Below are 25,340 nucleotides of genomic sequence, written 5' to 3' on the forward strand. Positions count from 1 at the left end.
GAGCGGGAGTGATCGCGGCCCAGGAGGCCAGGGCGGGCGTGGGCCAGGCCGAGGAGGCCAGGGCCGGCTGGGCCCGGCGTCTCATCGGCTACGCCTGGCGCTACCGGCGCAACGTGATCCTCGCCCTCGGCTCCTCCCTCGCCGGCATGGCCGTCATGGCCCTCGTCCCGCTGATCACCAAGGTCGTCATCGATGACGTCATCGGCACCGGCACCCGGTCCATCGGCGTCTGGACCGGCCTCCTCATAGCCGCGGCCGTCGTCATCTACGTCATGACCTTCATCCGCCGGTACTACGGCGGACGCCTCGCCCTGGACGTCCAGCACGACCTCCGTACGGAGATGTACGGCACCATCTCCAGGCTCGACGGCCGCCGCCAGGACGAGCTCTCCACCGGACAGGTCGTCGGCCGCGCCACCAGCGACCTCCAGCTCATCCAGGGCCTGCTCTTCATGCTGCCGATGACCATCGGCAACCTCCTGCTCTTCGTCATCTCCCTCGTGATCATGGCGTGGCTCTCGCTGCCCCTGACGCTCGTCGCCCTCGCCGTCGCCCCCGCCATCTGGTACATCGCCCGGCGCAGCCGCACCCGGCTGCACCCCGCCACCTGGTACGCCCAGTCGCAGGCCGCGACCGTCGCGGGAGTCGTCGACGGATCCGTCTCCGGCGTACGCGTGGTCAAGGGCTTCGGCCAGGAGGACCAGGAGACCGGCAAGCTGCGCGCCGCGGGCCGCAAGCTGTTCGCGGGCCGGCTGCGTACGATCAAGCTCAACTCCCGCTACACACCCGCCCTCCAGGCCGTACCGGCACTCGGGCAGGTCGCGATGCTCGCGCTCGGCGGCTGGCTCGCCACCCGCGGCCAGATCACCCTCGGCACGTTCGTCGCCTTCTCCACCTACCTCGCCCAGCTCGTCGGCCCCGTCCGCATGCTCGCCATGGTGCTGACCGTCGGCCAGCAGGCCCGTGCCGGCGTCGAGCGGGTCCTCGAACTCATCGACACCGAGCCGTCGATCCAGGACGGCACGAAGGAGCTCCCGGCCGACGTCGAGGCGTCCGTCGAGTTCGACGACGTGACGTTCTCCTACGAAGACGGCCGCACCGTCCTGGAGGGCTTCTCGCTGGAGATCCGCCCCGGCGAGACCGTCGCCGTCGTCGGCTCCTCCGGCAGCGGCAAGTCCACCGTCTCGCTGCTCCTGCCGCGCTTCTACGACGTGACGCACGGCGCCGTCCTCGTCGGCGGCCACGACGTACGCGAACTGACCACCGAATCGCTGCGCGCCGCCATCGGGCTCGTACCGGAAGACAGCTTCCTCTTCTCCGACACCGTCCGCGCGAACATCGCGTACGGCAAGCCCGACGCCACCGACGAGGAGATCGAGCGCGCGGTCCGCGCGGCCCAGGCCGACCGCTTCATCGCCGAACTGCCCGCCGGCTACGACACCACCGTCGGCGAACAGGGCCTCACCCTCTCCGGGGGCCAGCGCCAGCGCATCGCCCTGGCCCGCGCGATCCTCACCGACCCCCGCCTGCTGCTCCTGGACGACGCCACGTCCGCCGTCGACGCCCGCGTCGAGCACGAGATCCACGAGGCGCTGCGCTCGGTCATGGCCGGCCGTACGACACTGCTCATCGCCCACCGCCGCTCCACCCTCGGCCTCGCCGACCGTATCGCCGTGCTCGACGGAGGACGGCTCTCCGACATCGGCACCCACGACGAGCTCCAGGAACGCTCCGCCCTCTACCGCCGGCTGCTCACCGACCCCGACGAGCTCGGCGGCGTCTCACCGGGCCATGTCCCGGCCGTCGTCGTCGGTACGGCCGCCGACGACGACCGCACGGTCCAGGAGGAGATGGACGCCGAGTTCGACGCCGAACGCGGCATCACCCCGACCCTGTGGGAACGCGAGGAGGCACCCGCCGAGGAGTCGGCGGCGCCCGGCGCGACACCCGAACTGCTCGCGCAGGTCGAGGCGTTGCCCCCGGCCACCGACGTCCCGTCGATCGACGAGGCCCGCGCCGTCGCCTCCGAGTCGTCCTACGGGCTGCGCCGCCTGCTGCGCGGCTTCGGACTGCCTCTGGCCGCCAGCCTGGCCATGGTCGCCGTGGACGCGGGCATGGGCCTGCTGCTGCCGGTCCTGATCAGGCACGGCATCGACGAAGGCGTGGAACGGCTCGCGCTCGGCGCGGTGTGGGCGGCGGCCCTGCTGGGCCTGGTCGTCGTGCTGGTGCAGTGGACGGCCCAGATCGGCGAGACGCGGATGACGGGCCGCACCGGTGAACGCGTCCTGTACTCGCTGCGTCTGAAGATCTTCGCGCAGCTCCAGCGGCTCGGACTCGACTACTACGAGCGCGAGCTGACCGGTCGCATCATGACCCGCATGACGACGGACGTGGACGCCCTGTCCACCTTCCTGCAGACCGGACTCGTCACGGCCTTCGTCTCCGTCGTCACCTTCTTCGGCATCCTCGTCGTGCTCCTGGTCATCGACGTGGAGCTGGCGCTGGTGGTCTTCGCGACCCTGCCCGTGCTGATCGTCGGCACGGTCTTCTTCCGGCGCAAGAGCGTCAAGGCGTACGAGCTGGCGCGCGAGCGGATCAGCGTCGTCAACGCCGACCTCCAGGAGTCCGTGTCCGGGCTGCGCATCGTCCAGGCCTTCGGGCGCGAGAAGGACGGCGCGAAGCGGTTCGCGGACCGCAGCGACCACTACCGGCAGGCGCGGGTGCGCGGCCAGTGGCTGATCTCCGTCTACTTCCCGTTCGTCCAGCTGCTGTCCTCGGTGGCCGCGGCGGCGGTGCTGATCGTGGGCGCGGCCCGGGTGGAGTCGGGGACGCTGACGACCGGCGCGCTCGTCGCGTATCTCCTCTACATCGAGCTGTTCTTCGCGCCCGTGCAGCAGTTGTCGCAGGTCTTCGACGGCTACCAGCAGGCGGCTGTCTCGCTGGGACGCATCCAGGAGCTGCTGCGCGAGCCGACTTCCACTCAGGCGGCGAGGACACCGCTCGCCGTGGAGTCGCTGCGCGGCGAGATCGCCTTCGAGGACGTGCACTTCGCGTACGGGACCCTGGAGGGCGGTCTGGCCGAGGGCGGCGGCGCCGGCGACCCGGAGGAGGCCGTCGTGCTGACCAAGGCGCCCGTCAAGGAGGAGACCGCCCTCATGGGCATCAACCTCCGTATACCGGCAGGTCAGACGGTCGCTTTCGTGGGTGAGACGGGCGCGGGCAAGTCCACGCTCGTCAAGCTCGTCGCCCGCTTCTACGACCCGACGTCGGGCCGCGTCACGGCGGACGGCACCGACCTGCGCGACCTGGACATGACCGCCTACCGGCACCGCCTCGGCGTCGTACCGCAGGAGGCATACCTCTTCGCCGGGACCGTGCGCGACGCCATCGCGTACGGGCGGCCCGGGGCCACCGACGCCGAGGTGGAGGCGGCGGCCCGCGCGGTCGGCGCGCACGAGATGATCGCGACGCTGGACGGCGGCTATCTGCACGAGGTCGCCGAGCGGGGCCGCAATCTCTCGGCAGGTCAGCGGCAGTTGATAGCGCTGGCCCGTGCCGAGCTGGTCGACCCGGACGTACTGCTCCTGGACGAGGCGACCGCCGCGCTCGACCTCGCCTCCGAGGGGCTGGTCAACCAGGCGACGGACCGGCTGTCGGGGCGGCGGACGACGCTGGTCGTCGCGCACCGGCTGACGACGGCCGCGCGCGCGGACCGGGTGGTCGTACTGGACCACGGCCGGGTCGTGGAGGACGGCACGCACGCGGAACTGCTCGCGCTCGGCGGCTCGTACGCGCGGCTGTGGCGCAGCTTCATCGGCGAGGCGGAGCCGGCGGGGGAGCGGGCGATCGTCGCGGGTGCCTGACGCCGGGGAGTACGGCGCGCGGGTTCACCACCGGAGCGTGGGGGCGCCGTCCGCGTCGAGGGTCTCCGCCAGCAGGTCGGCGTAGCGGCGCAGATCGTCGTGCCAGCCCACGAAGGAAGCGAAGTCCCGCATATGGATGGCGAGTCGGAGGGTGGCCGCGCGGGCGGTGCCCGGTGGGAGCGCTACGCCGGTGTCCCCCGACGCGTCGTCCGGACCGTCCTCCTTACGGAGGTAGCCGGCGAGCAGGGCGCGCGCCGCGGCCGGGTAGTCCACGGGCGGGCCCTGGCCGGCGGCGCCGAGACCGCGCGTGGCGGCGGAACGCAGCTCGTGCAGTTCACCGAGGATCCAGCCGAGGTCGAGCGCCGGGTCGCCGCCGGTGACCTCTTCGCCGGTGAGCAGGACGCTGTGGTCACCGGCAGGGGAGGGGACCAGCCACCCGGTGCTGGGGGCGCCGTGCAGCAGGACCGCACCTCCCCTGCCGGGTGGTTGACGGGCGGCCTCGGCCCACTCGGTCAGCCGGGTCCACAGGCGCGGGCCGAGCCGGTCGTGGACCAGGGCGCGCAGCCGGGCGCCTTCCTCCGCCTCGCCGGGCGCGCCCGAGATCCAGGCCAGGAGCCGCCCCACGCCGTGGTGCGGGGGCGCGGGCTCCGTGAACTCCCAGGGCACGTCGTGCAGGTGCCGCAGGGTCCGCCCCACGTCCGACAGCGCCCGTACGGAGAGGCGGAAGCCGGTCTCGTCGCCGGACGGCAGCAGCCGGGCCACCGAGACGGCGCCGGGCACGCGGTACACCAGCCCGCCGCCCTCATCGGACGCCGCGGGCCGCTCACCGAGCGCGGCCCGTTCCCCGAGCGCGAGCCGGGCGCCCGAGGCCGCGCCGGAGCCGGCGGCGTCCACCCGGCGCAGCGCAGCGCCGACCGCCGGCGGGGGAGGAACCTGCGGCCGGTCGTGCGCCGGTCCGGGCACCCGCAGCCAGCTGAACCGGCCGTCGCCGTGGTACCGCACGCTGATCCGCAGATACCGGGTGCCGTACTCGCGTACGGTCACGGACCCGGCGGCCCCCGCGGGCCGTACCGCCGCGGGGACTGCCGGAGCGTCCGCCGCGGCGTCCGCCCGGTCAGCCACGGCCGTCCCGGCGCCGGACCGCCTCGACGATCTCCCGCGCGTCCTGGAGCGCGGCGTCCTGGCCCTCGGTGAAGAGCACACCACCGCAGTTGAGGATCACCTCGTCCACCCCGGCGTCGCGGTACCCGGCGAGCACGCCCGCGATGTGGTCGGCGGAGCCGTACACGTACGTCCCGCTGTCCACGAGTGCGGCGGCACCCGCCTGCGGGTCCGCCGGGTCGGCCGCGACGCCCGCCCGGCGCAGCATGTCCGTGTAGTGGTCGGCGGAGAGATGCCCGGCGGCGGCGGTGTGCGCGAGGACGTACGGGTCCCGCTTCGGGCGGTCGACCGCGACATGGACGACGGTCGCGACCCGGCACCGGGTGTCCCGGTTCTTCGCGCCCTCGTCCAGCGCGGGAATCAGCGTCTCGGCGACATAGCCGGGCGGGGTCATCCAGGTGATGGCGACGTCGGCGACACCGCCCGCGGTGCGCGCCATGTTGGGCCGCAGCACGCCCACCCCGACCTCCACGCGGGCGTGTTCCATCGGCATCAGGCGGCCGCGCAGCGCGTGGTAGTCACCGGCGTGGTCGACGATCTCGCCGTCCAGCAGGGAGCGCACGGTACGGAGGTACTCGGCCGCCATGGTGCGGGGGCTGTCGTACGGCCGCCCGACCAGGCTCCGTACGAAGGCGGGCGCGCCGACGCCGTAGCCGGCCACCACGGGGTGACCCGTCGTCAGGGCCAGCGAACGGGCCTGGAGGGCGGCCTCGTACGGGTGCCGCAGGGGCATCAGGGTCACGCTGGTGCCGACGGGGACCCGTACCCCGGCACCGGCGAGATGCGCGAACACCTGGTGCGTCTCCACCTTGAGCGACTGGCCCATCCACACACGGCGTGCGTCGCCGTCGCGTACCAGCTCGGCGTAGGGACGTACGGTCTCGGTGGTGTCCGGCATGCTCGGTACGAGGATGCTCGGCAGCGTGGACCGGTCGGAGGCGTCGGTGGTCACGAGGCAGCACACCTTCCCTGGTAGCTGTGGCGATTGCTCTGGCAGTGCGTGTGGTGCTGGTGCTTCTGCTTGTGCAGCTGGTGGTGCTGCTGGTGGCGCTGTGCGGGGCGCTCCGGCTGTGCCTGTTGCCGACTGTAGCTGTTGTCTTTCCTTGACGGAATGTTGTGTTTCCCTTACCTTTTCCGTATGAGCCCAGTGAGCCATCGCGAGGGATCGCCGATCTACAACCAGCTGAGAGTCCTGCGCGCCGAGCGCGGCCTCAGTAGGGTCGCGCTCGCCAACTCGGTGGAGGTGCACCCGCAGACCATCGGCGCCATCGAACGGGGTGACTACTTCCCGAGTCTCGATCTGGCGTTCCGGCTCAGCGACGTGTTCGGCCTTCCGGTCGAGGCGATCTTCAGTCGTAAGCCCTTCGTCCCGCTCTCCGCGCAGCTGTACAACAAGGAGGAACGCCCGTGACACCGCAACCGAGTTCCGACGAGACGACGAGTGTGGGCAGCGGTCCCCTGAAGCCGATGGCGATCGGGCTCTGCGTGCTCAGCGCGGCGATGGTGGTGCTGTCGCAGATCTCGGACGGCAACGCCTTCTCCGACTCCTGGTGGCTCGTGGCCTTCGTCGTCTGGCTGATGCTGTGGGGCCTGCTGCGTTCGATGACCCGCGGCCTGGGCGAACGGCCGGTGGCCGGACTCGACGAACGCGAACGAGGCGTGCGCGACAGGGTCGCCTTCATCGGATACCAGTGCGCGGTCGGCGCCGGCATGGTGGTCGTCCTGGTCATGGTCGCCTTCCAGAAGGAGCCCGACGTGATCGAGCGGATTCCCGCGCTGCTCGCGACGTTGATGCTGACCTCCGCGGCGCTGCCCTCGATCCTGCTGGGGCTGTCCGGCATCGACGGTGAGGACGGCGAGAGCTTCCGGGACGAGTAGGGCGGGTAAAACGGTGAGGCGGGTGCCCACCGATTGCGGCGGTGGGCACCCGCCCTGTTCCTCGCTCGTCCTGCTCAGGTGGTTACGCGGTTCAGCAGGAGTGGTCGAACGTGTTGTCGATCGACACGGCCGAGATGGCGGACGCGGCGGAGATGCACGCGGCCGACGAGGTGACCGTGACCGTGATGGTGGCGCCGGGCGCCTCCACCGCGGGGACGAGCTCGTCGGCGTCGGCGTAGCTGGTGTAGCCGCTGATCAGGGACTGGGTGTTCATAGCAACTCCCTTGGGCGATTCGAATGAACGGTGCCTTTTCGGCGATTGCCGAGGGTGGTGCGGTGAAGCGGTCAAGCCGTGAAGCGGTGGTGCGGTGCTGCGGCTACGCGGTTCAGCAGGAGTGGTCGAAGGTGTTGTCGATCGACACGGCCGAGATGGCGGAAGCCGCGGAGATGCACGCCTGTGACGAGGTCACCGTGACGGTGATGGTGCCGCCCGGGGCGTCGACCGCGGGGACGAGCTCGTCGGCGTCGGCGTAGCTGGTGTAGCCGCTGATCAGGGACTGGGTGTTCATGGCAACTCCCTTGGACGTTTCGAATGAACCTTGCACCTGAACCTTGCACCGGATCGGCAATTGGGGAATCGCGTTCTCCGGCCGTGCCAGCACCATTCCGCTCCCGGTGCCGCGCTGGCAATGGGGTTGACCGCTTTCGGACACTGGCCGCTTTCGGTCAACGGGTCCCGTTGAGGCGGTAGTTGACCGGAGTCTATGCTCGCCTGGATGACCCGAAATCAGATGCGCCGCCTGGTATTGGACAACGGTCTGCGGGTGCTCCTGGCACCCAATCCGACCGGCGCGTCAATCGGTGTGGCGGTGCACTACGGAGTGGGTTTCCGCACCGAGCCCAAGGGGCATACGGGCCTCGCTCATCTCTTCGAACATCTCATGATCCAGGGTGGCCACGGAAGCGCACCCGGCGGATACCTGCCCCAGGTACAGCGGGCCGGCGGTCTCGGAGACGCGAAAACGAGACAGGACCTGACGGTTTATTACGCCGCGGCTCCCGCCTCCGCGTTGGAAATGCTGCTCGCTCTTGAAGCGGACCGAATGCGTTCACCGCGTATTACCGAGCAGAATCTGCGCACGCAAACCGCGGTGATTGACGAAGAGATACGTCTCATGGTGCGCAATCGTCCGTACGGCGCATTTCCCTGGGTACTGCCGCGTGCCCTGCACAGTCTCACCGAAAACGCGCGCGACGGATACGGCGAGAGCGTCGATCTGGCGGCCATCGACATCCCGCTCTGCGAGCGGTTCTTCGTCGACCATTACGGTCCCGGAAATGCCCTGGTGACACTGACCGGAGCCTTTGAACCGGACGCGGCTGAGCGCCTCGTACGCCGGCATTTCGAGCCCCTGCCGGGGCGTCCGGTGGCGGCCCCGCCCGACGCCGCGGAGCCCGAGCCGTGGGAGGACCGACAGCTGTCGGTCGCCGACCCGCATGCCGGGCTGCCCGCCGTGGCGATCGGCTACCGGATGCCCGATCCCGTGAAGGAGCGCGCCGACCATCTCGCGCACGTGGTCCTCGCGGCGCTGCTGGGGCAGGGCAGACACGCGTTGCTGCGCCGGGGGCCGGCCGCGCCGACCGGGGTGGCGAGCCTGTCCGTCGGCTGCGGGCTGTTCGGGCTGCCGCTGGACACGACGGGGCCCGATCTGCTGACGCTGTTCGCGGTGTACGGGGGAGCGACGGAGGGCCGGACAGCCGGCGCGGACGACGGCGGGCCGGACGGGACCGATGAGGCGGACGACCCGGGGGGCGTGACGGAGGCGCTGGACACCGCGCTCGCGACACTCGTCGAGAACGAGGTGGACGCCGGGCTGTTGCGCGCCACCACCGCCCGCTGGGCGTCCGCGGCGCTGCGTGAACTGGGCGATCCGAGCACCCGGGCCCAGCTCCTCGGCCAGCGCGAACTGCTCTTCGGCGAGGCGGAGTTGACCGAGCGGCTGCCCGAGATGATACGGACCGGGGTGACCGGCGAGCAGGTGAGCCGGGCCGCGGCACGGCTGCGTGCGTCGCACCGGGCGGTCGTACGTTTCGTCCCGGGCACGGGCGCGCCCGATCGGGGAACAACCGCGACAGCTCACGGAAAGGCGGTCGCGCCATGAGCGGCCCAGGCGCCCACCACGAACCACGGCTGCCCCTGCCCGACCTCGACACCACACTCCCCAACGGACTGCGGGTCGTGCTCTGTTCGGCCCCCGTCGTCCCCCTCGTCGAGATCCGGCTCACCGTCCCGTACGCCGCGACCGGACCGGGCGAGGTCGCGCTGCGCCAACTGCTGGCCGGGATCCTCCTGCAAGGCACCGCACACCGGGACGCCGACTCCTTCGACACGGCTCTCGCCACGCATGGCGCCGCGCTGATCGCGGGCGCCGACGCGCGCAGATTCACCGTCACCGGCCATACGCTGGCCGACTCCCTGCCCGCCGTACTGGAGTTGATGGCCGAGACCGTCCTCGCGCCCCGGCTGACGGAGGCCGTCGTCGCCCCCGAACGGACCAGGCTGGCGCGGCGCATCGAACTCTCCTCGCACCAGCCCGCGGCCGTCGCGCAGCAGGCGCTGCTGCGCCGGAGGTACGGCGAGGAGGTCGCCGCCCGCCTGCGGCCGGCGCCCCAACTGGCCGCCGCCTGCGCGCCGGAGGACCTGGCCGAACTGCACGCTCGGCATCTGGGAGCGGACGGCGCGGTGCTCGTGCTGGTCGGCGATCTGCGGCCCGAGGACGCGCTCGCGGCCGTGACCGATGTGTTCGGGGGATGGCATCCCGGTCCGGCGGACGACGTGCCCGAGCCGCCGCCGTCGTTCATCGGCGGGCCGCCCCTGTGGGCGGACAGGCCGGGCGCCGTGCAGAGCATGATCCGGCTGGCCACCCCGGCCCTGCCGCGCACCGATCCCGGCTATCCGGCCCTGCACCTGGCCCAGTTGGTCTTCGGCGGGTCCTTCGCCTCCCGGCTGGTCACGCACCTGCGTGAGGAGAAGGGGTACGCGTACCAGCTCGGCTCCGGCATGGAGTCCGTACCGGGCGCCTCCACACTGATGATCGAGGCCGACACCGCGGCCGAACACACGGCGGCGGCCCTCGGGGTGATCCGGGACGAACTCGTGCGGATGGCGGCCGAGCCGCCGTCGGAGCGCGAGGTCGACGCGGCCAGGAGCTATGCGATCGGCTCCATCGCCACGGCGATGTCCTCCCCGGCCTCCCTTGCCTCCGGCCTGTCGAATCTGCTGCACATCGGGGTCGGGGCCGACTGGCTGCACGGGTGGGGGCCGTTGCTGAACGGGGTGACGTACGACGCGGTCTCGGAGGCGGCGCGGCGGTTCTTCCGGCCCGCGGCCTTCACCGGCGTGGTCCTCGCCGACGGGTCCGCGGTCGCGTCCCTGCGACGTGACGGAGCCGGCGACCGACTCGACTTCTGAGGGACGGGACGACGGAGGGGCCGGCGTTCCCGGGTGGCTCCCGGGAACGCCGGCCCCTCCGCCAGTTGTGCGGGCCGGGCGGCGATCAGCTCCGGCTTTTGCCGATCCCGGCGATGACGGCGACGAGAAGGGCGATTCCGATGGCGATCCAGACTGCGGTGCTCATGAGGTACTCCCGTTGAGTGCTGGGTGAGGGTGTGTTGTGGGGGGATGGGGACTCGGGGTGGATGTGGGGGATCGGGCCGGGCCGCCGCGTCGGAGGCGGCGGGTCCGGCGGATGGATGGGGACGGCGGATGTCGTCGGAGGGGGAGGTCGGTTCGCTGGGGAGACACGTGCCGGCGGGCGCTAGCGCAGTCGCAGTGAGTCGGCCAGCGGGACCCTGGAGCCGCTGCGCAGCACGCTGTTGGCGTACATCCGGCCGGCGACGCGGGTCAGTCCCACCAGCGCGGCCACGGCCAGCACCAGGGACACCGCCACCTGCCACGCCGGCGCGATGCCCAGCAGCATGCGCGCCGGCATCAGGATCGGACTGAGCGGCGGTACGAGCGAGAGCCACTCGATCACCGGGTCGTGGGCGTTCTTGCTCAGCAGGGTGATGCCCAGCACGAACGGCGTGGTGATCAGCACCATCACCGGCTGCACCACCGCCTGGAGGTCCTCCTGCCGCGAGACGCGCGCCGCGGCGGCGGCCAGCATCGCGGCGAAGAGGAAGAAGCCGAGCAGGAACCAGACGCCCATCGTCATCAGGGTCCCGCCCACCGCCGTCGGCAGCGAGATGGCTCCGGTGCCCTCGGCGAGTACGACAGCGGCTCCGCCGAGCAGGACGAGCTGGGTCACGCCGACGACGGCCACACCGATCAGCTTCCCCGCCAGCAGCTGCCAGGGCCGGATGCTGGAGAGGAGCAGCTCGACCACGCGGCTGGTCTTCTCCTCGACCACGCCCTGCGCCAGCATGATCCCGTAGACGATGAAGAAGAAGTACAGCAGTCCGGTGGAGGAGAGGATCAGCGCGAACTGCTCGGCCGCGCTGTTCTCCGAAGGCTCCAGCGTTCTGGTCTCCGCGCCGGACGACGCCACGCGCTCCGCGAACTCCGCCGGGTCCACGCCCGCGCGCTCCAGCTCCCGCGTGGTGCTGTCCTCGGCCACCGCCGCGTTCACGACGGCGAGAAGCTCGTCGTTCGTCTCGCGTTCCACGGTCACCGTGAGGTCGGCCGTGCCGCCGCTGATCACGGCGGAGACATCCCCGTCGCGCAGCAGTGTCTCCGCGCGGTCGCCGTCGACGGTGACGAACTCGAAGTCGAGGTCGCTCGCCCGGTCGGCGACGGCGGTGAGCATCGGGCGCATCGCGGCGGCGTCCCGGTCGAGGCCGACCTTGGTCGGTCCCTCCTTGGAGAAGAGGATGATCAGGGTGTAGACGCCGAGGGCGAGCACCAGTCCCAGCGTGCTCAGTACGAAGGACTTCGTCCGCATCCTGCTGTTGATCTCGCGCTTGGCGACCAGCCCGACGGCCCGGCGCGCCGAGAGGGTGCCCGGATCGGGGGAGGGGCCGCCGCCGGGGGCGGGCGCGCCTTTGTCCCGTACCGCCGTGTCGGTGCCTTCGCCGCCGCCCGCGTCGGATTCAGCGTCGGAACCCGCGTTCGCGTCCGCCTGTGCCGCTGTACTCATCGCCCGCCGCCCTCGCTCTCGCTGCCTGCCGTGCCCTTCGCGCCTGCCGTCGCGGTCTCCGCGCTCGCGGCGTCGTCTCTGGTCACCAGATCGCGGTACAGCTCGGTCAGTGGCGGTTGTTCGGATACGAAGGTGGAGACCGGCCCCGTGGCCAGCGCCGCGCGCAGCACGCGCTGATCGTCCGCGCCCTTCGCCAGCCGGAGCCGGGTGCGGGTGCCCTCGCGGCTCAGGACCTCCACGCCCGCCAGCCCCGCCGCCCAGTTCTCGCCCGCCTCGGGCGCGTCGACCAGCAGCCGGCGCTCGGCGCTCTCGCTCAGCTCCCCGACCGTGCCGCAGGCGATGAGCCGCCCGCCGCCGACGATGCCGACCCGGTGGCAGACGCGCTCCACGAGGGCCAGTTGGTGGCTGGAGAAGATGACGGGCACGCCCTCGGCGGCCCTCTCCGCGAGCACGTCGCGCATCACGTCCACCGCCACCGGGTCGAGACCGGAGAACGGTTCGTCCAGCACCAGCGCCTTCGGCTCGTGCACCAGGGCGGCCGCGAGCTGGACCCGCTGCTGGTTGCCGAGGCTGAGGTTCTGGACCTCCTCGGAGGCGTACGAGGAGACCTCCAGCCGCTCGATCCACCGGTCGGCCGCGGCCCGCGCCCCGGCACGTGACATGCCGTGCAACTCGCCCAGGTAACGCAGGTGTTCGGCGACCTTCATCCGCGGATACAGACCGCGCTCCTCGGGCATGTAGCCGAACTGCCTGCGGGCCGCGAAGTCGACCGGGCGGCCCAGCCAGCGGACCTCCCCGGCGTCGGGCGTGAGCACTCCGAGGATGATCCGCATCGTGGTGGTCTTGCCCGCCCCGTTGCTGCCGACGAAGCCGAAGAGCTCGCCGGGACGGATGTCGAAGGTCATGTCGTCCACGGCCCGGCGCTTGCCGTAGCTCTTCCGTACGCGGTCGACCTCCAGCGCTGCCGTAGCCATGCCGTACCTCCCGACGATGATGTGTTAACTCACTGAAGTATTGCGTTAACACATCAGTCCGTCAAGGTTGTCATGCGTTTTGACGCTCTACCACGACGATGTGCTTGTCCGTCAGTTCGGACAGCGCGCTCCGGTCCCAGCCGGCCCAGCGACCGGTGACCCGAAGACCCACGAGCCTGGCCATGACGTCGAACTCCGCCGGCCACGCGTACCGGCTGACCTCCGGAACCTTCCGCAGCCCGCCGGGGCCCAGGATCGTGTGGACGACGAGCGCGGACTGGAGCTGCCGGTTCACCTGGATCGTGTCCAGCAGCAGCGCGTCCGGGGCCAGATGACCGATCTGCGTCGTCGCCTCGGAGAGACGGTGGTAGTTCTGCGGGTTGTACGTCTCGAAGACCGCGACCCCACCGTCCGCGAGCGCGTCGTGGATGCCGCGCAGACAGCTGATCTGCAACTCCTGGGTCGGCAGCATGAAGAAGGTGTTGAGGGCGGTGAGGACGACGTCGTACCGCTCCTCCACCTCCAGCGCGCTGAAGTCCGCGACCGAGCTGGTGATGCCGCCCGTGGGGTCGTTCTCGTGCAGCTTCGCCAGCATGGAGGGGGAGGCGTCGACGCCGTGCACGCGGTAGCCGTGCTTCGCCAGCGGGATCGCCAGCCGGCCGGTGCCGACGCCCAGTTCGAGGAGCGAGGCGGGGGCTGGGCGCAGCTCGTCCAGGAAGGTGATCATGGAGTCGATGGCCGGGCCGGAGGTGGGGTAGAGCGAGTCGTAGACGTCGGCCAGTGCCTCGCCGTACGCGCTGCTGCCGTTGGCGGTCCGGCCCTGGGACGACGTGGAACCGTCGGCGGCGGTGGAGCCGTTCGTACGGTTCCCGGTCTGCTGAGGTGCCTCGTTGGTCATGCTCTCTCCCTCTGCTTCCGCTGTTCCGCTGATGCGTGTTCCTGGGCCGTGGCCGTGGCCGTGGGCGTCGGTGGCTGTGCCGGCGTCGGCGACTCCGCGGGCGTCGTCTCCGTCGGCTTCGCCAGCTCCGCCCGCAACCGGTCGGCGGCGGCGAGCACTTCGGGGAACGAGGCGGGCGCCCACGCCTCACGTCGCCCACTGGTCGTACTGCGGCCGGGATGCGGCGGGACGACCACGACGCCCCGGCGTCCTGCGAGCTTGGCGGAGTGCTCCGCGTACGCCGCGCTCTGCGCGCCGCCGGGGGGCAGCGCGGGCGCCAGCGCGATCGCGGCCTCCGTGCACTGGAGCGCGAGGACCGACGGCGAGTCACCGAGGCCCAGCGCCAGCCGGGCCAGGTAGTTGAGTGTCGCGGGCAGGACCACCACGGCGTCGGGCCACTGCGCGAGATCCACGTGGCGGGCGCGCGGTTCGGGCTCCTCGGGCCAGCGGTCCGCCAGCACGTCGCAGCCACCGATGGCGGCCAGCGCCTCATGGGTGACGAACCGGGTGGCCGCTCCCGTAAGGACGTACCGCACCTCCACGCCGGGCTGTGCCGTCTTCAGCCAGCTCGCCCAGAACGGCAGATGGGCGGCCGTCACGGACCCCGTACCGACGACCAACAGCCGTTGTACGCCGGCCGGTTCGGGCATCCCCGCCGCGGCGGTCACCGGGCCGCCGCTCCCGCCCCCGAACCCGCCACGGGCGCGGGCTCGGGAGCGGGGGCGGTCTCCGGCGCGGACGCCGGGTCCGTGGGGGGTGCGGTGACGGGTGCGGCCGTCGTGGTCGCCTGTCGTTCCTCGGGATCCTTGCTGTCCTTGCTGTCCTTGCTGTCCTTGCTGTCCTTGGCGTTCTTGTCCTTGCCGTCGCGCAGCGTCTGGCCGTGCACCAGCTCCTGGTAGAGCGCGGAGCGCGTCAGCAGCTCCTCGTGCGTACCCCGGTCGACGATGTGCCCCTCGTCCACGACCACGATCAGATCGGCGTCCTGGACGGTCGAGATGCGGTGCGCGACGGCGATCACCGCGCGTTCGGCGGCGAGTTCACGCATCAGCGCCCTCAGCCGCTCCTCGTTCTCGCTGTCGAGCTGGGACGTCGGCTCGTCGAAGAGGACGACGCGGGTCTCCCGGAGCAGTACCCGGGCGGCCGCCAGCCGTTGCCGCTGACCGCCCGACAGGTCCTCGGCGCGGCCCAGTTCGGTGTCGAGACCGTCCGGCAGCGCCTCCACGGCCGCGCGCAGCCCGAGCCTCTCCAGCGCCCGCCACAGTTCGGCGTCCGGTACGTCGGTGTCCTGGCCGAGCTGGAGGTTCTGCCGCACCGTGCCCTCGACGAGGGTGAAGCTCTGGTCGACATAGCTGATCTGGCCCCGCAGCTGGTGCAGCGGCCACTCCTCGACCGGGAACCCGCAGATCGAGATCCGGCCCGAGTCCGGCTGCAGGAAGCGTTCGGTGAGGCCGAGCAGCGTCGTCTTGCCGGCGCCGGAGGGGCCGACGATGGCGGTCAGCCCGCGCGCGGGCGCCGCGAAGGCCGCCTCGTGGATGATGGTGCGCTCGCCGTCGATGTAGGTGACCCGGTCGAACTCCACCGCCGGCGCGGTGGCGGAGGGCGTGATCTCGGCGGTCGCTCCGGGGTCCTCCGACGGGATCATGAGGACGCTGTTCAGCCGGCCACGCGCCGCCAGGCCGGACTGCATCCGGGCGAAGCCCGAGACCAGCAGGGTGAGCGGCGAGACCAGTTGCAGCAGATAGACGATGAAGGCGGCGAACTCGCCGATGTTCAGATCCCCGGAGGCGAGCCGCGCCCCGCTGACGACCATCACCGCGACGATCGAGAGCTGCTGGCCGAACTGCATCGTGGGACCGACCAGCGCGCTCACACGCGCGACGGACACGGCGGCCTTGCGCGCGTCGTCGACGCTGTGCCCCAGCGATGAGGCCACCTGACGCTCGGCCAGGAACGCCTTGACCGTCGGCAGCGACAGCACGGCCGCCGTCATCTGCTGGGACATGGTGCCGATGGCGTTCTGCTGCCTCTCCACACCGCTGCGGATCGCCCGCACACAGGCGAAGATGCCGAGTCCGGCGACGGTGAAGGTGGCCAGGACGACCAGGAGCAGGACCCAGTCCAGCAGGCCCATGGCGATCAGCGTGCCGACGGCCAGGAAGAGGGACGACGGGATCTGCGCCACGCCGACGTCCACCACGGAGCGCAGCTGCGAGCTGTCGGAGCTGGCGCGGGCGACCAGATTGCCGGCGCCTTCGCGTCGTACGCGCCGAAGGGGGAGGGTCAGGATGTGCGCGGCGATCCGGAACCGGGCCTCGGAGACCAGGGCCTCACCGGCGCGGGCGAGCAGGAAGGAGCCGATGGCCGACGCGAGACCCGCGCCGAGCGCGAGACCGGCCATCGCGAGCATCGGGCGGATCGGCCGCTCGTCCTGGCCGAGGGCGATCACCAGGTCGCGGACCTGGAGCGGAAGCATGAGCGTGGCGACGGCGGAGAGCATGCTCATCACCACCGCACCGGCGACGGCGGTCTTCCGGCCCTCCAGGAGCTGGGCGAAGACGCGCAGTTCGTCGGTGCCGGCCGGACGTGGATCTGCCTTGGCCATGGTGGTGGTTCTCCTCAAGCTTGCGGTTGCATCCGGTCACTTTCGGTCGCACGGCCTACGGTTCAGGGCGCGGCTGCGGCCCCGGCCCCGGCCCCGGCCCCGGTATCGGCGTCGGCACTGGCGCTGGGGTCGGTGTTGTTCTCGGTCCGTGTGTCGGTGTGGGTGTGGGCGCCGGTCTCGCTGTGGGCCTCGGTGTGGGCCCCGGGGTTGGTCTCCGCGCCGGTCGGTGTTCCGGCGGGCGACGTGACCGACCAGGGCCAGGGCGCCGAGTCGAGGTTCCGGGCGGGGTCGGCGGGATCGACGTTCGCCGCGGCGCAGGCCGCCGAGAGCTCGGCGACGGTGGGGCGCTCGCGCCCCTGCTCGGCGGCGGCCACGAAGGCGCGGGCCACCACATGCGAACGGTGCTCGCCGAAACTGAGTCCGCGCATGCCGGTGCGGTCGTCCTTCGGCTCCCAGGCGGCCGTCACGCCCGGGACCACGACATGCGCGAACGCGGGTGGCGGGCCCTCCGGCAGCCCGGTGGCCAGGGCGCTCTCGGTCAACGCGTCGACCACGCCCCAGGATTCGGAACTCAGATAGACCACCATGCCGTCGTTGCGCGGCAGGCTGGCCGGATTCGAGATGATCTTCGCCCGGTAGACCGCCGACCGGCTCTCCAGGGCGCTCAGTACGGCGTTCCACAGGGCGGGCGCCTGTTCGGCGTCGGCCACCCGCAGATACATGCGCAGCAGATCGCCCCCGCCCGTACGGCCCTTGCCGCTGTCCACCAGGAAGAAGCCCGGCGAGATCAGCGGGCGGGCGGAGGGAAGGGTCATCAGGACCACGGGGCGCGCCGGGTCGCCGACCGTGCGGCCGGTCTCCCGCAGCGTCACCGGGTCGGGCACGTTCAGGCGCAGGCCGTCGATCTCGACCACGCGCCGGCCGGCGGCCGTGCGCCGGTCGGTGAGGATGGCGGGCGCGACGGTCGCCGCGTGCGGGGTCGCCTCGGCGATCCGGGTCTCGTACTCCGGCGCGCGCAGGGTCTTGGGCGCCTTGCGGTCGCGTATCCCGCGGCCGGTGTGCAGCACCTCGTAGAGGGCGCGCGCGAGCGTGAAGCGCATCGCGGACGGGGACTCGGCCGTGACCTCGTCGTCGCCGACCCAGGCGGTCTTGCCGTCCGCCGTGATCCGGACGGAGTCCAGGGCGCCGCGGAGTCCGGCGGAGAGGAGCGGTGTGGGGTCCGTCGGCGCGGCCGGTCGTGCCGGGTCGGTGTCATGACCGGCACCCGGACCGTTCGCGAGGTCCGTGCCCGTAGCCGTACCCCCAGCCGTACCCCCAGCCGTGGCCCCCGCCGTGCCGGCAGCCCTGCCCGTAGAGCTGCCCGTAGCCGTGCCCGTGACCGTGCTCATGCGGCCTCCCCGAGTCCCACCGTGGAGACGAAGCTCCGCGGATCAAGCAGCGCGGTCCGGCCGATTCCCGCCGCCGCCCGGACGATGGCCGACAGGCGGCCGTTCTCCTTGGTCGAGGCGATCAGCCGGTCGATCAGATGCCATCCGGCGTAGGACGTGGCCCGTACGACGAGTCCTTCGTCGTCGGGGCCGCCGCCCTCGCGGTAGCCGCGGTGGAACGCGGCGATCAGCGGCAGCACGCGGTCCAGCTCCTCGCTGCCGCGCGCCACCACCTCCTCGTGGGTGAGCGTCGCCGAGAACGCGTCGTCCGTCTCCTGCGAGGGAATCCGCAGCACCGCCCGGTGCAGCCATTCACCGGCGTACGCCCCGACGTCACGCGCCGGGTCGCCGAGCCGGAACTCCTCCCAGTCGTTGACGTACAGCGCCGTCTCCGTGGCCAGGAACTGATCCAGCCTCAGATCACCGTGGATCGGCACGCGCGCGGCCTCGGCCTCGGTCGCCCGGAGCCGTTCGAGCCCGTCGAGCAGCGCGGCGTCGCGCTGGAGCAGTCCCCAGCCCTGGATGAACGCGCCGGTGGCGTTGACGTAGTGCTCCAGCGGCAGTGAACGCAGGTCCTCGACGGGCGGGTACGGGTGCGGGTCCGGCTCGGGGAAGTCCTCGGGCTGGAACGGGAGTTGGTGCAGCGCGGCCACCGTGCGGCCGGCCTCCTCGGACGTCGCCTCGGTGAACTCGTCCTCCGCCGCGAGCTCACTGCCCGACCGGATGTCGTCGAGCATCCCGAAGACGAGCAGGCGCCCTTCCTCGTCGCCGCCCAGGAATTCCGGTCGGGGGAAGGGGGATTGGCCGCGATTCATCAGGCGCTCGAATGACATGAGCCGCTGGTAGCGCTTCAGGGATTCCTTGGGATTCCCTTTGAGACGCTTCACGAATACGGCCTTGCCGGTATCGGTCACGCCCGACCAGTTGTCGTTGCGGCCGGGATAGGAGAAGACCTCCGAGGCGTTGAGTGAACCCAAGTCGAGCTGGACGAGGAGATGTTCGACCGATGCGTCCACGGGACTGTCGACAGCCGACGCGGAAGACCGGCCCTGCGGGTATTGAATCTTTTCGCCTGCCACAGCCGTTTTCTATCGCGGGACGCCGTCGGCGGACAACGAATTGACCGCCATCGGCCACCGTCGGCTAGGGCAGGGCTCGATGGGTAACGTGCACGACTGCCGGGCGGCCGTTGGGACTGCCGGTCCGGGGCCGTTGGGCCGCCTCCACGGGGGTCGGCGGCGCGACCGTCGGACCGCCTCCACGCGGGTCAGCGGGGAAAACCGTACCCGCGTGGGAGGCGGTGCGAGGTCTGGCCGACGAACCGCGGTCGGTGACGATTCCTCCGCCAACCGTCACTCGATGCCGCTGTTCGGGGGCCTGTCCGTCCGAACCGAGAATTTCGTATTCTCGTCGCCCGTGTGCGGTGGGTGATGCGTTGTGTGCCACCGCGTGGTGCTTGTTCTACGGGCGTCGGGTCGTGGATTCGACGAGGCTCAGACGATTCTTCGCCGTACGGCCCACACAACCGCTTCGATCGGCGTTTCGACGTCGACCCGTTCGCATATCGTCCGCAGTTTTCGGCGCAGTGTGCGGTCGCTCATTCCCATCCTGCGTGCGACCTGCGCCATGGTGCAGCCCTGCGAGACGAGTTGAAGGATTCTCAAGTGATCATTTTCCAGTCCGAGGTGGGGGGCTCTGAGGACACTTCGTGGATTCACCTGTATCAACCTCACGGTTGTCCGGCGGTGAGGCGCCGGATTCCGAGGTGCTCGACGGCCGGAAACATGATGCTCGTTCCCAGTGCTGCCGCCGGAAGAGCTGCTGTCTCCGGTTCGATCGAGCGTGGTCCGAGAAGTATGGATTTCCGGTCTAAGCGTCAGTCAATTCCTTCCCCCGTTTCAGTCATCGGACCGGAGTGGTAATCCGGTCCGTCCGCCCGTGACGCGGGAGTTTTCTCCCCCGTGTGCGAGGTGGGCGAGGCGCCGACCACCCGCGGCCATGACACCCCTCCACCTCGCCTCCACTTCGTATGTTCAAACGGTCCGGTGCGGGAGGTGAACAGGGCGAGATGTGATCGCCCTGTGCTGTCGTCCCGTCACCGGCCGGTCCGAGGGGTGCCCGTACGGTCTCCCAGCTTCAGTTTTCCGCTCCCTCGGAGGGCGTCCGAGGGGGGTGCGACACACCCGGAATATGTGACGCAGATCACAGCATCCATTGACGGTGATCGTGAGTCTGGTCGGGGCGGTGATGTCCGGAACGTCGCGACTGGATACCTCGGCAGGGTGTCCGCCCCGATCCGCCGCGGGCGCGGTCGCGTGAGCGTCGAGACCCGCCGCGGGGGGTCCCGCGCACCTCCCGCGGGATGGGGTCCACGAGGGGGGAAACGATCCCAGGGCAACCAATTCGGGGCGTCGGGGGCCCGGTTGATAAACGGCCGAATGGTGGGAGGGAAGGTGCCGGGAGCGGGCGCGGGAAGGCTGTATTCCGGACAGGGTGAGGCGCCCGGCCGGTTACGCGGAGGAAAGGCGATGCCCCTGTTGTGACAACCGTGTTAAGCGTCGGTGGAGGTGGGCGAGCCCACTCCCGCCAGGGCCCGGAATTGTGCTTCGAAGGGCCCGCGATCGGTTCCGTCTCCGATCCCCGAACGTTTCTCCACTCCCTCTCCGTGCTCTCTCCGTGCTGTCTTCGCGCCTCCTTCGTGCCGCCTCCGTTCCCTCCGCGCCTCCTCCGCGTGGTCTTCGCACCGTCCTCGCGCCGTGCTCACGCCTCCTGCGAGTCCGCGTGGCCGGGGCGGGAACGGCGCACGAGGGAGGCGCCATCCGGGTGCGAGCGGCTCGTGGGGGCTGGCGGCGCGGGTGCCTACCCGGCTAGGTTCGCGGGCGTCTGTCATGAACACAGGGAGTGTGAATGCGCAAGGCGCTGAGATGGCTGCTGTCGCTCGTGCTGCTCGTCGGCACGCTGGGCACGGCCGGCGCGGCAACGGCCGCCGACGGGAACGCGGGATCCGCGGCCCCCGACATCAAGGACCAGATCCTCGCCATCCCGGGGATGAGCCTGATCGAGGAGAAGCCGTACCCCGGTTACCGATACTTCGTCCTCAACTACACCCAGCCGGTCGACCACAAACGGCCGTCGAAGGGCACCTTCAAGCAGCGCCTCACGCTGCTGCACAAGGACACCAGCCGCCCCACCGTGTTCTTCACGAGCGGGTACGGCGTGTCCACCAACCCGAGCCGCAGTGAGCCGACGCGCATCATCGACGGCAACCAGGTCTCGCTCGAATACCGCTTCTTCACGCCGTCCCGGCCCGACCCGGCCGACTGGTCGAAGCTCGACTACGAGCAGGCCGCGGCCGACCAGCACCGGATCTTCGGCGCGCTGAAGAAGATCTACCCGAAGAAGTGGCTCTCCACCGGAGGCTCGAAGGGCGGCATGACCGCCACGTACTACGAGCGCTTCCACCCGCGGGACATGGACGGTGTCGTCGCCTACGTCGCGCCCAACGACGTGGTGAACAAGGAAGACTCCGCTTACGACCGCTTCTTCGAGAAGGTCGGCACCGAGGAGTGCCGCGACAAGCTCAACGCCGTGCAGCGCGAGGCGCTGGTCAGGCGCGAGCCGCTGGAGAAGATGTACGCGGAGTGGGCCGAGGCGGAAGGCGCGACCTTCACCACCGTCGGCACGCTCGACAAGGCGTACGAGGCCGTGGTGCTCGACTTCGTCTGGGCCTTCTGGCAGTACAGCCTGGAAGCCGACTGCGCGGACATCCCGCCGGCCACCGCGTCGGACGAGGAGATCTACAACATCATCGACGCGATCTCCGGTTTCTCGTTCTACACCGACCAGGGCCTCTCCGGGTACACGCCGTACTACTACCAGGCGGGCACCGAACTCGGCGCGCCCACGGTCAAGCTGCCCCACCTGGGCAACCTGAGCCGCTACGGCTACCAGCCGCCGCGGAACTTCGTCCCGCGCGACATCCCCATGAAGTTCCGTCCGTGGGAGATGCCGTCCGTCGACAACTGGGTCCGCCACCACGCGAACCGCATGATGTTCGTCTACGGCGAGAACGACCCGTGGGGCGCCGAGCGCTTCCGCCTCGGCCACGGCACGCGTGACAGCCATGTGTTCACCGCGCCGGGCGCCAACCACGGCGCCAATGTCGCCGGTCTCGTGGCCGACGACCAGGCGAAGGCCACGGCCCGCATCCTCGACTGGGCGGACGTCGCACCGGCCGCCGTGCAGCAGGACGCCGCGAAGGCGAAGCCGCTGGCCGCGTACGACGCGAAGCTCGACAAGAAGGACCTGGAGCGGATGCCGACGCTCCGTCAGTAGTCCGCAGGCACGGAACCGCCACCGGCGCAGACAAGGGGGGCGCACCGGTGGCGGTGTGCTGCCCGGCCACAGGCGGCCTGGAGAGGGGAGTCAGCGATCGTAGCCAGTGAGTACGAGGGCCGACACCGCGCTGCGGAATGCCGACGGGAGCACATGAAATAGGACGTACGGGAGGCGCCCGAGGTTCCCAGGAAGCGAAGATTCCGCTGATTTCGCTGAAAAGGTGTGCTAAGCCCGTCCGCAACGCCACCCCCTCAACCGCCCTCGGCGGGCAGCCGGTTAACCTCCTCGCCCATGACCGCACCCGAACCCGCGTACATCCGCGACACCCGAGCCGGCTACAACGCCATCGCCGCCGACTACGCCGAACTCAACAAGTCCGAACCGGAGGCCGACCCGCTGGGGCGCGCGATGCTCGGCACCTTCGCCGAGTACGTACGGGCCGACGGCGCCGGTCCCGTCGTCGAGATCGGCAGCGGACCAGGCCATATGAGCGCCCATATGCGCACGCTCGGCCTCGACGTCTCCGGGATCGACCTGTCACCGGTGATGGTCGAGATGGCCCGCCGGAGCTACCCGGAGCTGCGGTTCGAGGAAGGGTCGATGACCGACCTGGCCCTGCCGGACGGCTCCCTCGCCGGCCTCGTCGCCTGGTACTCGATCATCCACATCGTCCCGGAGGAACTGCCCCACGTCTTCGCGCAGTTCCACCGGGTCCTGGCCCCCGGCGGCCGGCTGCTGCTCGCCTTCCAGGTCGGTGACGAGCCCCGGCACTACGACGAGGCGTTCGGCCACCGCGTCAACCTCGACTTCCGCAGGCTCTCCCCCGACCGGATCACCGAACTGCTGGCCCGGGCGGGCTTCCACGTGGCCGCCCGGCTCGTGCGCGAGCCCTACGACAAGGAACCAACCCCCCACGCCCAGATCCTGGCCCGCAAGCCCCCGCACCCCCCTATCCCCCAGCAGCCCTGACCCCGGCAGCCCTGACCCCGGTTCTTCGGCCCCGGGCCTCGGGGTCCAACTCCCCTGACCCCGGTTCCTCGGCCCCCTGACCCCGCACCGGGGCTCTCGTCCCTCGGACCCATGCCCCGGTCTCCGGACCCGGACCGCAGGTCTGGGTCCCGAACGTGTACGCCCCGGAGCTCGGGCCTCCCCGCCTCCCTCAGTGCCCCCGCGCCAGCAGCGCCTCCAGATGCTCGCGCCCGGGGACGAGCAGCCCGGGGAGGTCCGCCGCGTCCTTGTACCAGCGCTTCTCGTACTCCCAGCACAGCCACCCGTCATCCCCGTCCCCGGCGAACAGCCCGACACACTCACCCAACGGCAGCACCCCCGCGCCCAGTGCCAACGGCGTGGTGTCCTCCGCCGACGCGATGTCCTTCACCTGCAGGTAGCCGAGGTGCGGCGACAGCGACGCATGGCTGGTGACGGGGCGTTCCCCACCGAGCCAGGTATGCATCACGTCCCAGAGCGCCCCCACCTGCTTGTGGCCGACAAGACCGAGGACGCGGATCGCGTCGGCGCCCGTGCGGTGCGAGTCGTGCGTCTCCAACAGGATCCGCACCCGCGACTCGGCGGCGAGCGGAGCCGCCGCGGCCAGCCTCCGGGCGGCCGTGGCGTCGGCGGCCTCGGGATCCTGGTCGCCCCCACCCGGGAAGACGCGTATGTACGAGGCGCCCAGATCGCGGGCCAGCCAGATCAGTTCGTCCAGCTCCTGGCGCGACTGCTCCTCGTCAGCGTCCTCGGCCGCCACCCGCACATAGCCCGCGACCGCCAGGATCTCGACCCCCTGACGCTTGAACTCATCAGCCACGGCGGCCCGTTCGGCCACGCCGATACCCGGATGCACGGGCTCCTCCGGATGGGCGCGCAACTCCACCCCCTGGTAGCCGGTCCGCTTGGCGAGGGCCACGACCTCGGGGATGGGGAGGCCGGGGACGCCGAGGGTCGAGAAGGCGAATTTCATTCCGTCTTTCCTTTCACGAGAGAGCCTGCGGCGGACCGGTCGACAAGCGGGAGCCGCCAGTCCTGGCCGACAAGGTCCGCTCCGTAGGAACGGTGCGGTTCCTCGGCGACGAGGGTGAATCCCGCCCTTATGTAGAGCTTTCGGGCAGCCGCCAGGACGTCGTTGGTCCACAGCACCACCTCCCGGTACCCCGCGTCGCGTGCGAAATCCACCACCGCCTCGATCAGTCGCCCGCCCAGGCCGTGCCCCCGAGCCTCCGGCTCGACGAGCAGGAGCCGCAGCCGCGCGGTGCCGGGTGACTCGTCCCGTACGCACATCACCGAGCCCACCGGCCGGCCGTCGAGCTCGGCTATCCATACCCGCTCCAGCCGCTCGTCGTGATCCGCCGCGAAGTCGGCGACGATCCTCGCGACCAGGCCCTCGAAAGCGGTGTCCCACCCGTACTCCGCCGCGTACACCGCGCCGTGCCGCTGCACGATCCAGCCCAGATCACCCGGGGCCGGCTCGCGCAGGACGGGGCTGTCACGACGGGAGGGCGCCCCGCGGCCGTCCTCGACACTCGCCTCGGCGCTCAGCAGCTCCCTGGCCGTCCGCAGCGCCTCCACGAGACGCGGGCGCTGGTCCGGCTCGACCCGGTCCAGCAGTGTGCCGACCGCCTCGCGGGAACGTTCGTCGAGCAGCGCGGCGGTCCCGCGCCCCTGCGGTGTCAGCGTGACCCGCTGCCGCCGGGCGTCCTGCTCGGACGGGGTCCGCTCCACCAGTCCGTCCCGCTCGAATTTGGTGAGCATTCTGCTCAAATAGCCCGCGTCCAGGGACAGCTCGGCGCGGAGCTCGGCCGCGTCCGTACGTGGCGTGTGCGCGAGCTCGTACAGCAGCCGCGACTCCGTGAGCGTGTACGGCGTGTAGAGGTGCTTGCTGTAATTCAGCGCGCCGATGAGGTTCGTGTAGAAGCGGTTGAACGCGCGAATCTCCTGAATGGTCATGGAGGTCCCCCGACCCGTTCGCTCGATATTTTTCTTGACTGAGTCAACGGTACGCCGGGGTCGCCAAGAGCGGCAAGAC

General features: G+C 70.9%; 21 protein-coding genes. 8 read left to right on the forward strand and 13 right to left on the reverse strand.

Going from position 1 to position 25,340, the window contains the following annotated elements; all coding sequences use genetic code 11:
- The first annotated feature begins 38 nt into the window (after positions 1 to 38).
- A complete protein-coding gene (locus tag IEY79_RS10070) occupies positions 39 to 3,863 on the forward strand; it encodes an ABC transporter ATP-binding protein (RefSeq protein WP_189107163.1) in 3,825 nt (1,274 codons plus the stop codon).
- Positions 3,864 to 3,887: 24 nt separating this feature from the next.
- On the opposite strand, the gene IEY79_RS10075 is transcribed toward IEY79_RS10070, so the two are convergent.
- Together IEY79_RS10075 and IEY79_RS10080 are read right to left on the reverse strand one after the other, a co-directional pair.
- Positions 3,888 to 4,985: a phosphotransferase family protein gene (locus IEY79_RS10075; RefSeq protein ID WP_189107024.1), complete on the reverse strand. Its 1,098-nt coding sequence runs from the start codon at positions 4,983 to 4,985 to the stop codon at positions 3,888 to 3,890.
- Complete coding sequence (locus IEY79_RS10080; protein WP_229700780.1) at positions 4,978 to 5,976, reverse strand: LLM class flavin-dependent oxidoreductase; 999 nt, start codon at positions 5,974 to 5,976, stop codon at positions 4,978 to 4,980. The genes IEY79_RS10075 and IEY79_RS10080 overlap by 8 nt, the downstream gene beginning before the upstream one ends.
- A gap of 26 nt (positions 5,977 to 6,002) precedes the next feature.
- Between IEY79_RS10080 and IEY79_RS38000 the strand changes: the two genes are divergently transcribed.
- The 3 genes from IEY79_RS38000 to IEY79_RS10090 are packed head-to-tail and all read left to right on the forward strand — an operon-like array spanning position 6,003 to position 6,902.
- Positions 6,003 to 6,131: a hypothetical protein gene (locus IEY79_RS38000; protein ID WP_268240585.1), complete on the forward strand. Its 129-nt coding sequence runs from the start codon at positions 6,003 to 6,005 to the stop codon at positions 6,129 to 6,131.
- Between the two features lie 31 nt (positions 6,132 to 6,162).
- A complete protein-coding gene (locus IEY79_RS10085; RefSeq protein WP_189107025.1) occupies positions 6,163 to 6,435 on the forward strand; it encodes a helix-turn-helix transcriptional regulator in 273 nt (90 codons plus the stop codon).
- Positions 6,432 to 6,902: a hypothetical protein gene (locus IEY79_RS10090; RefSeq protein ID WP_189107026.1), complete on the forward strand. Its 471-nt coding sequence runs from the start codon at positions 6,432 to 6,434 to the stop codon at positions 6,900 to 6,902. Before IEY79_RS10085 ends, IEY79_RS10090 begins: the two co-directional genes overlap by 4 nt.
- Positions 6,903 to 6,993: 91 nt before the next feature.
- Here IEY79_RS10090 and IEY79_RS10095 read toward each other — a convergent pair whose 3' ends face one another.
- Together IEY79_RS10095 and IEY79_RS10100 are read right to left on the reverse strand one after the other, a co-directional pair.
- On the reverse strand, positions 6,994 to 7,176 hold the full coding sequence (locus IEY79_RS10095; protein WP_078077248.1) for an LxmA leader domain family RiPP: 183 nt from the start codon (positions 7,174 to 7,176) through the stop codon (positions 6,994 to 6,996).
- Positions 7,177 to 7,288: 112 nt separating this feature from the next.
- Entirely contained in the window at positions 7,289 to 7,471 is a 183-nt protein-coding gene (locus tag IEY79_RS10100; protein WP_189107027.1) for an LxmA leader domain family RiPP, read from the reverse strand.
- Positions 7,472 to 7,678: 207 nt separating this feature from the next.
- On the opposite strand from IEY79_RS10100, the gene IEY79_RS10105 reads away from it, so the two are divergent.
- Together IEY79_RS10105 and IEY79_RS10110 are read left to right on the forward strand one after the other, a co-directional pair.
- Positions 7,679 to 9,064, forward strand: a complete 1,386-nt coding sequence (locus IEY79_RS10105; RefSeq protein ID WP_189107028.1) for a M16 family metallopeptidase — start codon at positions 7,679 to 7,681, stop codon at positions 9,062 to 9,064.
- Positions 9,061 to 10,374 carry a M16 family metallopeptidase gene (locus IEY79_RS10110; RefSeq protein ID WP_189107029.1) on the forward strand — a complete coding sequence of 438 codons (1,314 nt, stop codon included), beginning with the start codon at positions 9,061 to 9,063 and terminating at the stop codon, positions 10,372 to 10,374. The genes IEY79_RS10105 and IEY79_RS10110 overlap by 4 nt, the downstream gene beginning before the upstream one ends.
- Before the next feature lie 346 nt (positions 10,375 to 10,720).
- Here IEY79_RS10110 and IEY79_RS10115 read toward each other — a convergent pair whose 3' ends face one another.
- The 7 genes from IEY79_RS10115 to lxmK form a co-directional block, all read right to left on the reverse strand.
- The gene (locus IEY79_RS10115) at positions 10,721 to 12,040 is read right to left on the reverse strand and encodes an ABC transporter permease (protein WP_189107030.1); all 1,320 of its coding nucleotides are present in this window, start codon (positions 12,038 to 12,040) and stop codon (positions 10,721 to 10,723) included.
- Positions 12,037 to 13,014: an ABC transporter ATP-binding protein gene (locus IEY79_RS10120; RefSeq protein WP_189107031.1), complete on the reverse strand. Its 978-nt coding sequence runs from the start codon at positions 13,012 to 13,014 to the stop codon at positions 12,037 to 12,039. Before IEY79_RS10120 ends, IEY79_RS10115 begins: the two co-directional genes overlap by 4 nt.
- Positions 13,015 to 13,084: 70 nt before the next feature.
- The gene (locus tag IEY79_RS10125) at positions 13,085 to 13,912 is read right to left on the reverse strand and encodes a class I SAM-dependent methyltransferase (RefSeq protein ID WP_189107032.1); all 828 of its coding nucleotides are present in this window, start codon (positions 13,910 to 13,912) and stop codon (positions 13,085 to 13,087) included.
- Positions 13,909 to 14,619, reverse strand: coding sequence for a flavoprotein (locus IEY79_RS10130; RefSeq protein WP_229700781.1), 711 nt, complete (start codon positions 14,617 to 14,619; stop codon positions 13,909 to 13,911). Before IEY79_RS10130 ends, IEY79_RS10125 begins: the two co-directional genes overlap by 4 nt.
- Positions 14,616 to 16,553, reverse strand: coding sequence for an ABC transporter ATP-binding protein (locus tag IEY79_RS10135; RefSeq protein ID WP_189107033.1), 1,938 nt, complete (start codon positions 16,551 to 16,553; stop codon positions 14,616 to 14,618). Before IEY79_RS10135 ends, IEY79_RS10130 begins: the two co-directional genes overlap by 4 nt.
- 62 nt (positions 16,554 to 16,615) lie before the next feature.
- On the reverse strand, positions 16,616 to 17,941 hold the full coding sequence (locus tag IEY79_RS10140) for a T3SS effector HopA1 family protein (protein ID WP_189107034.1): 1,326 nt from the start codon (positions 17,939 to 17,941) through the stop codon (positions 16,616 to 16,618).
- Complete coding sequence (lxmK, locus tag IEY79_RS10145; protein ID WP_189107035.1) at positions 17,938 to 18,996, reverse strand: class V lanthionine synthetase subunit LxmK; 1,059 nt, start codon at positions 18,994 to 18,996, stop codon at positions 17,938 to 17,940. The genes IEY79_RS10140 and lxmK overlap by 4 nt, the downstream gene beginning before the upstream one ends.
- A 1,891-nt stretch (positions 18,997 to 20,887) precedes the next feature.
- Here lxmK and IEY79_RS10155 point away from each other — a divergent pair.
- The gene (locus IEY79_RS10155; RefSeq protein ID WP_189107036.1) at positions 20,888 to 22,315 is read left to right on the forward strand and encodes a serine protease; all 1,428 of its coding nucleotides are present in this window, start codon (positions 20,888 to 20,890) and stop codon (positions 22,313 to 22,315) included.
- Between the two features lie 294 nt (positions 22,316 to 22,609).
- Positions 22,610 to 23,287 carry a class I SAM-dependent DNA methyltransferase gene (locus IEY79_RS10160; protein WP_189107037.1) on the forward strand — a complete coding sequence of 226 codons (678 nt, stop codon included), beginning with the start codon at positions 22,610 to 22,612 and terminating at the stop codon, positions 23,285 to 23,287.
- A 190-nt stretch (positions 23,288 to 23,477) separates the two neighbouring features.
- On the opposite strand, the gene IEY79_RS10165 is transcribed toward IEY79_RS10160, so the two are convergent.
- Both IEY79_RS10165 and IEY79_RS10170 read right to left on the reverse strand, forming a co-directional pair.
- Complete coding sequence (locus tag IEY79_RS10165) at positions 23,478 to 24,278, reverse strand: sugar phosphate isomerase/epimerase family protein (protein ID WP_189107038.1); 801 nt, start codon at positions 24,276 to 24,278, stop codon at positions 23,478 to 23,480.
- Entirely contained in the window at positions 24,275 to 25,261 is a 987-nt protein-coding gene (locus IEY79_RS10170) for a bifunctional helix-turn-helix transcriptional regulator/GNAT family N-acetyltransferase (RefSeq protein ID WP_189107039.1), read from the reverse strand. Before IEY79_RS10170 ends, IEY79_RS10165 begins: the two co-directional genes overlap by 4 nt.
- Positions 25,262 to 25,340: the final 79 nt, after the last annotated feature.

The organism is Streptomyces camponoticapitis (genome assembly GCF_014646115.1).
GTDB classification, from domain to species: domain Bacteria; phylum Actinomycetota; class Actinomycetes; order Streptomycetales; family Streptomycetaceae; genus Streptomyces; species Streptomyces camponoticapitis.